Below are 14,355 nucleotides of genomic sequence, written 5' to 3' on the forward strand. Positions count from 1 at the left end.
GGAAGATGCAAGGATTAAATTATCCAGACTTTATCCGACTCTTGAGAGCTGACGTGACACTAGATACTAACGCTAATCTATGTTTAAAAACAGTTAAGTTTAAATGGCTAACTTATGAATTGGGAATCACCTATATAAATTAAAATTATTGAGAGATGATATATTTTAAGTAGAAAGAAGAATGATATTAAATGGGAGTGATTACAACTATGGCAAGAAATACAGCGGTGATAGGAATCTATTCCAATAAATCTGGAGTTGAAACCGCGGTTGATGCTCTAAAAGCCGCGGGTTTTCGGGGGACGGATATCTCGGTACTCATGCCTGAAGAGGTAGGTACAAGGGAATTCGCATATGAGAAACATACTAAAGCTCCTGAGGGCGCGGCGACAGGTGCCGGTGCTGGAGCGGTTGTCGGCGGTGTACTGGGATGGCTTGTAGGGATTGGATTACTGGCTATTCCAGGTGCGGGTCCATTTCTAGCCGCAGGTCCTATTGTATCAACATTAGCAGGCGTAGGTGCGGGCGGTGCAGTCGGTGGAATCGCAGGAGCTCTTGTCGGTATGGGAGTACCAGAATACGAGGCAAAGAGATATGAAGAGCGTGTTAAAGGAGGCGAAATCCTGCTCTCTGCCCACTCAGATGATCCTGAAATGATAAGGCGCGCCAGGGATATCTTAGAGACAACTGGCGCCAGGGACATCTCAACAGCCGAGGAGGTCAGGGCAGGTTATGCCGGAAGAGAGAGACCTGTGCCTGGTGCTGCTGAAGAGGCTTACGAGCGCTAGTATTAAAATTTTTAGTACAAGAGCTAAATAATGATAATGAGGGGTCAGGTATGGCCTCTCTTATCGTCAACGCAAAGCGTAGCAGCAAATTCCTTTGCGAACTTTGCGGTGAGTTTACGATATGCCGCATAAATACCCCTTTATACCATCACTAATATAAAGTAATGGCGGATGTATGATAAGAATAATAGATATTCCGCAGCTCATAAGGAAATAACATCAGCAGCAAGGCTTTCTATATACTCAAATACTTTTTTGCTCTCCCTTAAACTCATAACAGGCTTTTTCATGGGCTCAATTAGTGTGCTCTCTGAAGCGTTTCATTCAGGTATCGATCTTCTGGCTGCAGTTATTGCCAATTATTCTGTCGGAAAAGCAGGAAAACCTGCTGACGATATACATACATTCGGGCATGGCAAGTTTGAGAATATATCCGGCACTGTCGAGGCCCTGCTGGTCTTTGTGGTATCATTCATAATACTCTTCACGGCCTTTAAAGATTTATTAAAAGGAGGAAGTGTTGAATTCATTGGCGCGGGTCTTGCTATAATGGGCATATCAGCGGTTGTGAACTTTTTTATATCGAGAAAAATCATGAAAGTCGCAAAGAGAACTGAATCTATTGCCCTTGAAGCAGATGCTTACCACCTCTCTACAGATGTGTACACATCAGCAGGTGTCTTTATCGGCCTTGCTCTCATCCAGATAACAGAGAATCCGATCTTTGACCCCATACTGGCAATCATAGTAGCACTCATCATTCTCAGGGCAGCATATAACCTGACAAAGCGCTCTGTTTCTGGATTGATGGATGTAAAACTCTCAGATAGAGAAGAGAATATTATTAAATCCATAATTGATGATCATTACTCCCAGTATGCAGAATACCATGATCTTCGCACCAGAATGTCAGGGGCAGAGCGATTCGTGGATCTACATCTTGTTGTGCCTAAGAACCAGCATGTAGCGGATGCGCATGAGTTCTGCGACCATCTTGAAAAAGATATCCGGGAGAGAATACCCAATCTCTCAATGCTGATACATATAGAACCCTGCGAGATAGACTGCGAAATATGCAGAAAGCTGGATATCTGCAGGATTCGGGATTAGAACATCCTCATCAGTGCCTCTCTAGCAGTCATCCCTATTGTTATGCCAAGTTTCACGGCAGCCCTAGAGACATCAACAGCTCTTGCGTCCAGAACATCCTCAATATTCCTTACACCTGTGACCCTGACAGCAACGTCCCCGAGTTTATCAGCTACTTCCATATTGAGGTACCCGCACATGACAAAGCCTTTATCTGCTCTTATAACAAGTAGCGGGGCATGTTCCATATCCAGCTTAAAACCGAGTGCACTGCCGTTATCAAGCTTAATCTGTTCAACAAGCATGAGTTCTACTAGCTTTACCGATAGAAATATTTTATCAAGGCACAAATCAATTAAATATCAACAGGAAAGATAAACATGGGAGACGTCCAGAAGAACTTAAAAATTGCAATAGCCCTCACATCAACTATCTTCTTCCTGGAGTTTTTTGGGGGGATTATATCCAATAGCCTTGCCCTTCTCTCAGATTCAGCCCATGTCCTTATGGACGTGATAGCACTGCTTCTTGCTTACGGTGCAATAAGAATATCAGCCCGCCCTTCCAGGAGAGACATAACGTTTGGCTACCACAGGTTTGAGATTTTTGCTGCCTTGATTAACGGATTAACGATTATTGTAATTGCGTTCTTCATCTTTTCTGAGGCTTATGAAAGGATACTGGAACCGCCTCAGGTAAGAGGTGCTGAGGTGCTAATAGTCGCTACTATTGGCATGACTGTCAATGTCTGGGCAGCTTTAAAATTGCACGGGCATCATGATATCAATATCAGAGGGGCATACCTGCATGTAATTGGCGATGCGCTCTCATCTGTAGCAGTAATAATCGGAGCTATAATTATCATTCTTACCGGACAGTATATCGTTGACCCGTTACTCAGTGTTTTAATCGGTATGGTACTTATCTACGGCGGGGTAAAACTCATATTCGGCTCTGCTCGCATCCTCCTTGAATTTGCGCCACATCATGTTGATGCCGATAAGCTGGAGGAGATAATGATGCAGGTAGAGGGTGTTAGAGGGGTGCATGATATACATGTATGGAGCATATGCTCGAATATACATGCTATGAGCGCACATGTTCTTGTTGATAGAATCCATGTCCAGCAGACAGATGACCTGATAAGGAAGATCAGCAGGATACTGAGGAGGGAATACCTGATATTGCACACGACACTACAGTTTGAATGCGCTGAATGTGAGCCTGCGGAGATCGTGCATGAGAGCCATCATTGATATTTATCCAGGATAGTTTTTTATAATTATACACACAATAACCATTATAATAATTAAATTTTAACTGATAGATAAATTTAAATAGAGAAAAGAACTAAATTGCTATTAGAAAAATCAAAGCCTGAAACGATCTATTGAGATTATTCAGGCTGTAGAATCAATAATGAGGTGTTACATATGGGAGTATGGGAATGGGTTCAACCTGTAGGCAGAATCTGGAAAGTTGTATCAGATCGCAAGAATGGAAAAATATGTGTGTATAATGAAAAAAACGATTTAATCTTTGAGCAGGAAGGACTTAGCAAAGAAACTGTCTCTCTTATCGAGAGAAATTTTCTCGGGATAGTAGCAACCAGCTTATCAGAGGAAAAACCAGGAGCTCTTCAGAGTGTAGCTAATAAAAAGCAGATCCCTGCGTATGATTATATGTATGCATGAGTGCCATGATAAAATGATATGCTTAAGATATAGTATTTTGCGCAAGTAATTAGATAATATAAGAACTCCAATCACCATACTATATTAACCGCAGATTATATAAAGTTTAAAAGTAATAGTATGCTCCTATTTTTAAATCTGTGCGCCTAATTCTCAGCATTTCAGAAGTTGTTTGGATACCATCGCTTTATGGAAATCGGTAGTGTCCTAAATTTCATGGCCTATATAAAAACAATCGCCACTGAGGCGCAAAGACACAGAGAAATATATCAAAAAGCTCTCCGTGCCTCAGCGTCTCCGTGGCTTCATAAAAAAACTGCCACTAATATCCCGTCTAATTGTTGGATGGGTTCGGTCAATATCCCTCCTTTTCAAAGGAGGGGGATTAGAAGACCTGATTTATCTTAATATCTCTTTGGTCTGTGGTTCTGGTAGCACTCTCTGCAGTATACCGGCCTATCGCCGGATGGCTGAAAAGGTACCTCGGTCTCCTGACCACAGTCCGCACAAGTTGCTTTGTGCATCTCTCTCGGACCGCTCGACCTGAAACCGCCGAAACCGCCTCTTCCACCACGGAAGCCGCCTTTTCTATTATCGCCCATATATTTATCTCCTTGGTATTAATCTCTTGGTGTTAATTCCCTTCTTCAAGGGATGCAATTGCGAATTTTCGCATGACTCGCTCAATCTTGATCTTAACCTGGTCTCCGATTTTTGTACCGGGCACGAATATCACAAAGCCCCGGATACGTGCAATTCCATCTCCTTCTCTGGCAATGCCCTCGATTGTGACATCGTGAACAGCGCCGGCTGAGACAGGAGCGTCCTTATCTTGTTCTGTAAACAATCATATCCCTCTATTTAATTAATCAATCAACCTAAAAGAAGCACACACAGACTGGTTAATCCCTAGCTCTATAAGTTACTCAATAAGCCAACTGATCTAGTAATAAATACAACCTGTAGATATATAAATTCTCTGTCCAGGCCAGGGCTTACTATAAAAATTTAATCTAAAAATAAACAAAGAAATATTCTATTTCCTTGCCAGGTCACAGTAATATTTCAATTTACAGCTATGCTCTATCTGTGTTGTTATGATATAAGCTTCCTCCAGTATTTTTCCAATAGCAAACGTGCCATGGCTGAAAACAATAGCACCCCTGTGGTCGCGCAGGGCATCAGCCGTGTTTTTCGCAAGCTCTGTTGTCCCGATGCCTCCCCTCACAACAGGAATCTCATGCAAAAAGTACTGCCCTTCACTGTCAACAGGAACGATCATATCCCTGTCCGCCAGCAGCGATTCAACAACAGCGAAAGGGGAATGGGCATGAATTATTGCCAGTGCCGAAGTATTCTTATATATCGCCCTGTGTACAATGCTCTCCGATGATGCGATTATATCAAGGCTTGAGGGTTTATCAATATCTACCTCAACAACGCTGTTCTCATCGATCTCATCAAGAGCGAATCCTGTTCTGGTTATAAGCATCCTGCTACCGATGCGGATACTGATGTTACCGAAATGAGATTCTACAAGCCCGTGATCCACGAGTTTTTTTCCGAATTTAGCCATATCCTGCCACATGATCATTTCCTTCTATGGTTTCCTCTTAAAGAGGAGCCAGGAATCCTTTCCTTTGAATTTTGTCTTTATTAAGGCATATCTTCCGATTAATTTTCTCCCTTTAAGGAGAAAGAGCAATCGATCCTCCTTTTCCTCCTCAAGACTGAACTCTCCTTTATCCCATATGCGCACAGCTCCTGCTCCATACATCCCTTCAGGTATCGTACCCTCAAAATCAGCATACTCAAGGGGATGGTCCTCTGTCTGGATAGCCAGGCGCTTGACGCCCTCTTTCTCAGGCGGCTCTTTGGGAACAGCCCATGACCGCAGCACTCCGCCCATCTCTAACCGCAGATCATAGTGTAGATGCGTGGCATGATGCTCATGCACTACGAATATACTGCCAGCACTTTTTTTAGTACTACCTTTTGGTTCAGGTGATTTTGTGAAATCCCTCAATCTCTGGTATTCATCAAGCGACATATCTCACCCGAAAGTAAATGCAGAAGGGCAGAGTTTGTTCAATATGCAGTCATGGCAGCGCGGTTTTTTTGCTGTGCAGATCTCTCTTCCATGCCTTATGAGCAGTAATGTAAAGACCCCCCAGTCTTTATTGGGAACAAGCTTCATCAGGTCTTTCTCTATTTTATCGGGATTGGTATTATCTGTCATGCCAAGCCTTGCAGAAACCCTTTTCACATGGGTATCAACTGCTATTCCCTCGTTCTTCCCAAAAGCATTTGATAGTACGACGTTTGCCGTCTTTCTTGCCACTCCAGGCAGAGTGATAAGATCCTCCATGTTATCAGGAACCTCTCCACTGAAGTTCTCAACCAGGATCTCACACAATCTCTTAATGTTCTTTGCCTTGTTCTTATAGAAACCTGTTGAGTATATATTCTTCTCAAGTTCCTCCTGCGGGACTCTTATGTAATCCGACGGCGTTCTGTATTTTTTGAAGAGATCTTTTGTGACCTCATTTACCTGCCTGTCAGTGCACTGGGCTGAGAGTATGGTGGCGATTAGCAGCTCCAGGGGATTAGAATAATTAAGCGCTATCTTTACGTCAGGGTACTCTTTTTTTAAAATTTCAATGATTTTATTAACTCTTTCATCTGCCATGATTTCTAATATCAATGGTCATCCACATTTATACATTTTGACATGTCGTTAGTCCTTTCCTGCTCTGTTCGACTGCGCTCTGCTGACGTTTCGCCGGGATTTTATGGAAAATCGGTAGCAGGGGTATTTACTTATACCACAGCACCATGCGGAGCTCCCCCATATATCCGAGGTTTCGCTGTTTGTCGATGTGCAGGATTTTATTTACAGTTACAGCTTCATCTGTGGGATAGCCGTTGATTACTGGATTGAATTTGCGGCAATTGAGGAACAGGGGATCATCAGGATTGGACGTACTGACGGAGTTGCCGGTGGGGCTAATTAAATAAAGGTTGTAATTCACATACTGGGGCACGAAGCGGCGCATGTAATCGCTCAACTGCGTGCCGTTGAAACCCGCGCATGAGACGTCTTCGATTAGAAGATCGTTTCTGTCGATGGGCAGTACACGTATAAGTATGGTATTGGTAAATGCTGCTGCTGCTGGGTCGCTTGGTCCCTGACCAACATTCCCATAAAATATATAATAATCTCCTGATGTATTTGCTGTCAAAATTACTTTTAAATCTTGTGCGAATGGTTCGGATATAGATATTTTATTAGGATCGTAATTATTATATTTATCTTGATTTATATTAAACTTGTTAATATCAGTAAACTTTTTTGTTGATCCTCCAGGAATCAATGTTATAGTTACTGAATCTCCTTCATAAATAATATATTTATTAGCATAGATTAATGCATCATTAGAATATACTATTCTATGTTTATTTGAAATATTACCATAAGAATCATTTGCTTGTATATAATACGTTCCAGTACTCCCTCCACCTGAAATAGGCCAGATGAACGAAAATTTTCCAGCACCCGCGATCAAATTATCAAATAAATAATCCTCATTGGCAGTAATATTTGATACTATTATCTTGATTGTATTTATATCAGGCATCGCTGTGATGGCACCTTCAAGTTCAGGGTAGTTAGGATGACAGCATAAGTTTTCGATATCTGTTAGATTGGTCAATTTAAAATTTATTTTATTCCATCCCTTATTATTTACACTAATATTCTCCCAGATAAATTCATTTAAATTGTTTGAGTTATTTGATAATACTATCTTAATTTTTCTTTCATCCGATGTTGGTGAATAAAAGTCAAATGATAGAATATCATAATAGTCCAAGTTATATCCTGTGCTGTTAGTCCTTTGAATCCAAAAACTCGATGTTCCGTTTACAGACAGTGATTTTAACCCTTGCGTAAAATTAGTGGTATTTGATCCTTTATTTGCTCCAGGATCCGAATCCCAATCAGTGGCATTTTCAAAGCCTTCTATAATTCTTCCAGATGTTGTAATAGCATAGGGGGGACAGGAGGAATTTGGATAACAATCAAAATCATATTCTAAAATTTCTATTTCTAAATCAGGAATGCCAAGTCCACTTGAATTATATACCACTCCCTCAACGATTTTTGAACTATTCTCAGAAATTCCACCTACATCGGTATCGAGATAATAATGACCAACATTTATCGTAACATAATTTGACCAGTTATTTTTCGGATTCCCTTTGTTATCAAGTTCATCAACGGCCCTTATATTAAATTCACCTGTTGAAGAAAAATTCGTTGTATTTGTACCATTTATAGTTCCTATACCTACCTCATTACTCAAGCCCAAAGTTGATCGTGTTAGAGTGAGATTTTGATAAAATATCTCAGTCAACCCCAGTCTATAAACAGTAAAAGTAACATTTTCCCCAGGCGCCACGAATTTCTTATCCGCTACCAGCGTATAATTCCTGTATACTATGCCCTCCCAGTAATCTGGGAACACATCACTGATTCGCGTAACTTCTATCATGTCAAGAGTATCCCTTCCTATATTCATCAACTGCACCTTTGAATGCTCCCCTGTTTTCTGCGCTGTGTACGGCATGCCGCCTGTCACGAATACTAAGGTTCCGATGATGAGAAACACGCCGATGATGGCCTCTAACGTATATGTAAAGCCGTGTTCATCCCCGGTGAATTTCTTAAATGGCATTATATAATCCCTTCCCGTTATTTTTTACTCTATTTTTTCTTCTATCTTTATATCTTTATCTAAGTAGATAATTGTGGCATTTGTACCGTCGCGTATGAAATCCACACTGTAACCGTGCAGAAGAGCAAACTCTTTTAGCTCTTTTTCGAAAACAGTTAGATTTCTGGTGTTGTTAATATCTAAATAATTAGATTTCTTGTAGATGTCGGTATATCTCTCCCTGATGTTCTTGTAATAATAGAATGAATCCATGTTCTCGCGGTTGATGGACTTCTCGCCAGTACCTAGAGTTGAATACTCATATACAGCAATCAGTACAATAGCAAGCACTACAGATACACATGCTATCAGTATCAACTGCCCGCTGTCGTTGTTAAATAATTTCTTCATGCTACCATACCCACAGGTTCAGTCTGTAATGAACCGCTTCATTATCAAATTCGAGATAATTTCCCGTAGAATCTTTAATATAAACATACCTGTCCACCACTGAGACAGTATTTAAGTTTATATTCCCCAGAGATTTGCTGATATTTGTCTCAAGAGGTGTTGAATTAAATAAAGCAGGATTCAATCCCACAGGGTGCAACTGCATGTAGAAATTGTATCCTGTGAGCCCGAGCGCCCTTGTGGCATTCTCCCGCTCTGCCGGTGAAGTATCAGGAGCTGAAGAGTTCGGGAATTCCCACCATGTTGTTTTGGTTACATTATCCTCGTAGCCCTGTCCCATCAGAGCCTCCACCTTTGCTATGCTGAGTACCTTCTGCATCGCGCCATCAGAGCCTACGTATATAAAGCCTATCTTCGTAACATTTGAGTAATTTCCCTCTGTCCGGTTCCAGTTCGTCTCCCACGCTCCCCCATCGTCCTGCACAAGATTGTCTGTCGCCCTCGTGGCGGTCATGTACTGTTTGATGCGCCAGTCCCTGTCCTCATGGGACAACGTCGGCATGATCAGAATTGATATTATAACGGCAGCTATGATCAGCGTTAATGCAACCATAAGATCCAGGCCGATCATTGCGCTTTCATCTGTGCTTATTTTATCCACAACCATACCTCTGTGCCGTTCTCTGTACTGTTTTTTACCATACCTATGCTTATCTCTCCCGAACCGCTGTACACGATCCTGCTTGAACTGCTTATGTTGATGTTGGAGTTGAAGTCGATGGAGTTGAGCTTGGTGATGATCTCATACCCTGAAAGGCCAGCCTCTCTAATACCGACAAATGCAACATCCGTCTCAGTTGCATTATTGAGCATGATCCGGTAGCCTTTTCCACCCAGTGTGAGGGGTATATCACGCCTGATGGTGATGTTGATATTCTGCGATTGTGCTGATGTTATGTACATGTTGGTGATATCTCTGGCTATCTGGCTCCCGAGGTCGGTATAGCTGATACGCGCGGCCTGTTCGGATGATGAATCCACGTACAGGTAAAATGCACCTGCGATACCTCCTGTGATAATCATCAGCACAATTAAATTTAGGATATGGCCTGTTACGATGTTCACGGCGTTCTCATCGCGAATTAATGACCGAAGAGCCATACCTACCTTACTCCTATATCAAGCCTCGATTCGTATACAGAGAGGAAAATATCTTTGGCTCCGGTGCTCTCTTTTCCACATATCTGCACTTCCAGTTTACTGTCGGTTCTATTTATATAGTAGCGGTTTTGTGTTGATGATGTGCACGGCTGATTAATATCATTGAGTCCTGCCTCACTCAGTTTTTTATCAAAGAACTTCTTCCACGCCTCGGGATACTTGCTGTATATCGTGATATTCGTAATATTTGAATTCGGAGAGATAGGGTTCGGGATAGTCTGGTTGTAATATTTTGGTCTGGTCTCTACCCATGCCTTCCCATCCCCTCCGGTTGAGGAGAGAGTTCCGTTTATACTTATGACATGGATCGAGATTGTTATATTTTTACCGTCCCCTGTATCGTATATGCTTATCAGCGGATCTGATACCATAAGCGGCGCGCCGGATTCATACTTTCGTATGACCGCCCCGTTCTCGTATACGATCTCCTCCTGGTCCGACGTGTATGTTATGTTGCTGGGAGGGATTATTATCGTAAAGTTGCTCGCGTTCTCAGAGCAGTTTGAGGGTATACATGTGATGTTCGTTGTGTTCGGCAGTACGCTGAGCGTACCTCCCATCAATTCAAACTCCGTTTCCCTGGATGGCCCAAGCTTTACGTTCGTACTTTTGGGATCCCTCACCCATATCGGCCCCCGCACCACTTCCTCTATGTCGTTCTGGAGCGACAGGAACGAGTTCATGGCCACATCCATTTTAGCTCTGCTCTTGGCGGATTCGATCGCCGGCACTCCCACAATCATGATCGATCCTATGACTATTATCATAATAGATAAGACCATTACCATGCCGAGGACCTCGGATACAGCTTTTTCTGATCTTATCATAGCTACACCACTAATCTAAATATGGCATATGCAGCCAGCATCATTATGACAGAGTGCTTGAAACCCAGGCGCGGGTTCCCTCCGCCCAGGACACCTGCCATCATGCCTGAGAAGAATGCCTGTATCAGTGCTGTGTGGTAGAAATATACCTTTGTGAAATCCATATTAAAGTTCCTGATAAATCCCCCGCCTCCTGCCTCGCTGGCTTTTGCCATCTCCGGGAGGAAGGTCGTCGCAAGTGTATATACGATATACAGGAATACGAAGAATGCGATATAGATGATGATCACATAGATCAGCATGTTCGTGAACTTGTCCTTCTTAAGCTGCAGATTGACATTTGCATCATCAGCCGCAAGATCAAGAACCTCACGGATATCTCCGCTTGATTCGCTTGCCTTTGTGACAAGCGCCACCACACGCGAGAGCGTATTTATCCTTATTTTATTTGCAAAGCGTATGAAAGCCTCAGTAGTGCTTGCACCCCACTTGATATCAGTATACATTCTCTCAATATGCGCTCGAAGCGCCCCTTTCTCGGTACGCAGCATGATCCGCAGCGATTCTGAAAGTGAGAGGCCGGTTTCGTTTATGATCGACAGGTGCCTCAGGAACTGTGGTATCGCGTTCTCTATCTTCCATACCTTCCTATAGCGGGATTCAAAGAACACGATGTAAGGCACAAGTGCTATCATGATGCTCAGCAGGATATAGTCGGTAAGGTACTCAGATGCTTCGACATACCCTCCGTAAAGCGGCTGTGGATTTGAGAATATGGGGATCGCAAGTACTATGATCGCAGCAGGAACACTTATATAAAAGCTGAGGGCTGGCTCTTCAAAGAAGGCGCGCAGGGGATTCTTGAGTATATTCTTGATACGTATCAATTTTTTTGATCTCTCGTATTCCTCAAAAAGTTTCTGCTCATGTTCCACCGGCGTCTTTATCCTTCTTAACCCCACAAACTCCCTGACTCTGCGCAGGTTCAGGTTCCCTATGATCTGCTCATCCTTGGGCAGCATGGTATCGATCAGGAATAAGAATCCGATCGAGCCAAACGGTAGAACAACATAGGTCATGCCCATAAGCAGCCATGCCATCGAGGATTTCATTGCGCCCAGCGTCACACCCACGATGATTAAAAAGAGAGGGCCGGCCACAAAGCCTGTGACATAAGCTTCAGCGATCATACCGAGCATGTCAAGGAAGAGAGTATGTTCTGATTTTGTCTTTACCCTGTTATTCTCTATCTGCATTGAGAAGAAATCCGTTATATCACCCCCATTATCGATAAGTGTAATTAGATTACCGAGGAACTGGCTGAAATTTTCAGACGGCGTCTCCTTCTGTATATTCCGAAGTGCGGTCATAAAATCCATCCCCAGAAGTTCCATATCCCGCAGTATCATAGAGAACTCATTTGAGATCTCGCCGTAGACGTTTGGTAACTCCGCGACAGAGCGGATTATTTCTGCAATATTCGTTTCTCCCCGGCTCAGCGCATGCATATACATGATAGCATGTGGAAGCTGTGTATCGATCTTGATTTTTCTAATGCTGGCTTGAAAAGAAGGAATGATCATAAATATTGAGTACACCAGACTCCCAAGGATGATAAAAAATAACCCTCCGACTATCGCAGTCATGGTGTATTTCTTATAAGGTGTAAAGGTACTGAGGAAATCCGCAACATTTGGGTCATATACCATCAGCGACGGTAGAGATACCCTGGTTGAGACCACGAACCCGATTAGAAGACCTATGATCAGGCCTGAGATAGCGACAGTAAGTGATGTCGCAATCGCTGAAGAAACGTACTCCTCATACGGCCTGAAGATATGAGCGCTTCTGAGTTTTCTTCTCATTTCGAGGTATCTATCATGCCGTTTTACAAAGTTCCCGAACACTGAGTATGCGTGATGGTTGAAGCTCATCCTGTGGGCTCCTCGAGATTTAATTTTCTCATAAGTCCTTCCTGGTTGATCTGGAACTCTTTGATGATATTGACGACTGAATTATAGTCCCTTATATTATGATCTACCATGTACTGAAGAACCCGCCTTCGCCTGTTTAATGCCTGTTCCAGTTGTCTCTTGCTCCATCCCCGCTTCTCTCTTATAGCTTCCATGACCTGGGAATCCCTGAGACTGTTATAACTATCGTTGATCGGGTTCCATGTGAACGCTTCAAGTGTGTTAAGACCCCTGGTCTCAGGATCAAGATCTAAAACCTCGATGACGTTAAGTATGCGCCGGATTCTTTTCCCTTTGATATAGATAGCCCCCTGCACACAGAGGATGTCAAGTGCTGTGATCATGACCCTTGGTACATTGATGGGTTCATTCTCAAGCCTGTTAATAGCTGCCTGCACGCTGCCTGCATGCATCGTTGAATAAGTTGTATGCCCTGTGCTCATCGCCTGGAATAGAGTGAGCGCCTCCTTACCCCTCACCTCTCCTACGATAAGGTACTCAGGACGCTGTCTCAGTCCCTGGCGCAGCAGTTCATACATATCGACCGCACCTTTTCCCCCGGCCGTGAACGGTTCCCTGGTTAAGCCAGCAATCCAGTTCTCATGGAAGAGCTGTATCTCCCGTGTATCCTCAAGCGTGACTATCTTTGATTTAAGCGGGATAAAGAGAGAGAACGAATTCAGTGAGGTTGTCTTTCCTGATGCCGTACCACCTGCCATGATGAGACTTTTGTTGTTCTCAATGGCAAGCCACATATATGCCATCATCTCAACATTGAGCGTTCCCCATTTCATGAGATCTACCGGGGTTATAGGCGTTTCCTTGAACTTCCTGATTGTAAATGAGCTTCCGCGTGTAGTGATCTCTCTTCCCAGTGTCTCCTGGAGACGGGAGCCGTCCGAGAGTGTGGAGTCCAAATAAGGTTTTGCAATCGAGATATTCTTCCCGCTTCGCTGTGCCAGAAGAAAAACGAACGAGTTTAGCTCCTCCTCTTCAAAGATGATATTGGTTTTGATGTTCTCGTAGCTTCTATGGTAGAGATAAACAGGAGTACCTGGCCCACTGCATGAGATATCCTCTATATCCGCATCCTTCATTAGAGGATCAATGCGGCCGAACCCAATATTATTCCGTGTTACATAATAAACAATTTTATGAAAAGATCTGATATCAAAATCTTTGATATATGTATCTATTATTTCCTTTATCTTTCTTGTCAGGATATCTCTTCTGTCAACTCCATCGAGCAGATCTTTATACGATAGTAGATCGCGAGATCTCTCGTAGACATCACTTAAAAGTGTAGCCTCAAATGGCGTCAGTTCCGGCTCGACTACATAATATATGTAATCATTGCTGAGCTCATTGAACTGTATCGATATGAAAGAGAAGGGTTCATTTACCCAATAGCGTTCCACTTCCACATATCCAGGAATCCCACCGAAATTCACAATGTTACCATAAACACCTGCGTCGTATGGTGGGATTTCAGTATCCTTTTTTTTATCGATCAGAGAATAGCTGTTTTTAAGATTCTCAAAAAAATCATATTTTTTAAGATGCAGTTGAGGAAATTTAATATTCCCCAGCATGTTTTTAATATTTTCATACATATACTATACCCCTTTTTAATTACT

Annotated in this window: 17 protein-coding genes; 4 read left to right on the forward strand and 13 right to left on the reverse strand. The window is 42.8% G+C overall.

Annotated features, from left to right (window positions below; translation table 11 throughout):
- The first annotated feature begins 209 nt into the window (after positions 1 to 209).
- Together ANME2D_RS05165 and ANME2D_RS05170 are read left to right on the forward strand one after the other, a co-directional pair.
- Positions 210 to 788: a quinol:electron acceptor oxidoreductase subunit ActD gene (locus tag ANME2D_RS05165; protein ID WP_048089982.1), complete on the forward strand. Its 579-nt coding sequence runs from the start codon at positions 210 to 212 to the stop codon at positions 786 to 788.
- Positions 789 to 959: 171 nt separating this feature from the next.
- Entirely contained in the window at positions 960 to 1,898 is a 939-nt protein-coding gene (locus tag ANME2D_RS05170) for a cation diffusion facilitator family transporter (RefSeq protein ID WP_048089550.1), read from the forward strand.
- Here ANME2D_RS05170 and ANME2D_RS05175 read toward each other — a convergent pair.
- Positions 1,895 to 2,182 (reverse strand): YunC family protein, encoded by a 288-nt coding sequence (locus ANME2D_RS05175; protein WP_048089552.1) that lies wholly within the window; start codon positions 2,180 to 2,182, stop codon positions 1,895 to 1,897. The two genes, ANME2D_RS05170 and ANME2D_RS05175, sit on opposite strands and share 4 nt — an antisense overlap.
- A gap of 75 nt (positions 2,183 to 2,257) precedes the next feature.
- On the opposite strand from ANME2D_RS05175, the gene ANME2D_RS05180 reads away from it, so the two are divergent.
- Positions 2,258 to 3,133: a cation diffusion facilitator family transporter gene (locus tag ANME2D_RS05180; protein WP_048089553.1), complete on the forward strand. Its 876-nt coding sequence runs from the start codon at positions 2,258 to 2,260 to the stop codon at positions 3,131 to 3,133.
- A gap of 177 nt (positions 3,134 to 3,310) precedes the next feature.
- A complete protein-coding gene (locus ANME2D_RS05185; protein ID WP_048089556.1) occupies positions 3,311 to 3,571 on the forward strand; it encodes a hypothetical protein in 261 nt (86 codons plus the stop codon).
- 404 nt (positions 3,572 to 3,975) lie between these two features.
- On the opposite strand, the gene ANME2D_RS05195 is transcribed toward ANME2D_RS05185, so the two are convergent.
- The 12 genes from ANME2D_RS05195 to ANME2D_RS05250 all read right to left on the reverse strand — a co-directional run bounded on the left by ANME2D_RS05195 (position 3,976) and on the right by ANME2D_RS05250 (position 14,331).
- Positions 3,976 to 4,173 carry a CxxC-x17-CxxC domain-containing protein gene (locus tag ANME2D_RS05195; protein WP_048089560.1) on the reverse strand — a complete coding sequence of 66 codons (198 nt, stop codon included), beginning with the start codon at positions 4,171 to 4,173 and terminating at the stop codon, positions 3,976 to 3,978.
- Between the two features lie 32 nt (positions 4,174 to 4,205).
- Positions 4,206 to 4,418 carry a TRAM domain-containing protein gene (locus ANME2D_RS05200; protein ID WP_048089563.1) on the reverse strand — a complete coding sequence of 71 codons (213 nt, stop codon included), beginning with the start codon at positions 4,416 to 4,418 and terminating at the stop codon, positions 4,206 to 4,208.
- Between the two features lie 189 nt (positions 4,419 to 4,607).
- The gene (locus ANME2D_RS05205; RefSeq protein ID WP_320408806.1) at positions 4,608 to 5,147 is read right to left on the reverse strand and encodes an aldolase; all 540 of its coding nucleotides are present in this window, start codon (positions 5,145 to 5,147) and stop codon (positions 4,608 to 4,610) included.
- A gap of 24 nt (positions 5,148 to 5,171) precedes the next feature.
- Positions 5,172 to 5,621, reverse strand: a complete 450-nt coding sequence (locus ANME2D_RS05210) for a DNA polymerase ligase N-terminal domain-containing protein (RefSeq protein WP_048089564.1) — start codon at positions 5,619 to 5,621, stop codon at positions 5,172 to 5,174.
- Positions 5,622 to 5,624: 3 nt separating this feature from the next.
- Entirely contained in the window at positions 5,625 to 6,260 is a 636-nt protein-coding gene (gene nth / locus ANME2D_RS05215) for an endonuclease III (RefSeq protein ID WP_048089566.1), read from the reverse strand.
- Between the two features lie 127 nt (positions 6,261 to 6,387).
- Positions 6,388 to 8,307 carry a hypothetical protein gene (locus ANME2D_RS05220; protein WP_048089568.1) on the reverse strand — a complete coding sequence of 640 codons (1,920 nt, stop codon included), beginning with the start codon at positions 8,305 to 8,307 and terminating at the stop codon, positions 6,388 to 6,390.
- A 24-nt stretch (positions 8,308 to 8,331) separates the two neighbouring features.
- Complete coding sequence (locus tag ANME2D_RS05225; RefSeq protein ID WP_048089569.1) at positions 8,332 to 8,697, reverse strand: hypothetical protein; 366 nt, start codon at positions 8,695 to 8,697, stop codon at positions 8,332 to 8,334.
- 1 nt (position 8,698) lies between these two features.
- Positions 8,699 to 9,358, reverse strand: coding sequence for a hypothetical protein (locus ANME2D_RS05230; protein ID WP_157833972.1), 660 nt, complete (start codon positions 9,356 to 9,358; stop codon positions 8,699 to 8,701).
- Positions 9,346 to 9,858 carry a DUF7266 family protein gene (locus tag ANME2D_RS05235; RefSeq protein WP_048089571.1) on the reverse strand — a complete coding sequence of 171 codons (513 nt, stop codon included), beginning with the start codon at positions 9,856 to 9,858 and terminating at the stop codon, positions 9,346 to 9,348. Before ANME2D_RS05235 ends, ANME2D_RS05230 begins: the two co-directional genes overlap by 13 nt.
- 2 nt (positions 9,859 to 9,860) lie before the next feature.
- Entirely contained in the window at positions 9,861 to 10,745 is an 885-nt protein-coding gene (locus tag ANME2D_RS05240; protein ID WP_048089573.1) for a DUF7289 family protein, read from the reverse strand.
- A gap of 2 nt (positions 10,746 to 10,747) precedes the next feature.
- Positions 10,748 to 12,679: a type II secretion system F family protein gene (locus tag ANME2D_RS05245; protein WP_048089575.1), complete on the reverse strand. Its 1,932-nt coding sequence runs from the start codon at positions 12,677 to 12,679 to the stop codon at positions 10,748 to 10,750.
- Positions 12,676 to 14,331 (reverse strand): type II/IV secretion system ATPase subunit, encoded by a 1,656-nt coding sequence (locus ANME2D_RS05250; protein WP_048089577.1) that lies wholly within the window; start codon positions 14,329 to 14,331, stop codon positions 12,676 to 12,678. Before ANME2D_RS05250 ends, ANME2D_RS05245 begins: the two co-directional genes overlap by 4 nt.
- Positions 14,332 to 14,355 lie beyond the last annotated feature (24 nt).

The sequence above is a fragment of the Candidatus Methanoperedens nitratireducens genome (genome assembly GCF_000685155.1).
GTDB lineage: Archaea > Halobacteriota > Methanosarcinia > Methanosarcinales > Methanoperedenaceae > Methanoperedens > Methanoperedens nitratireducens.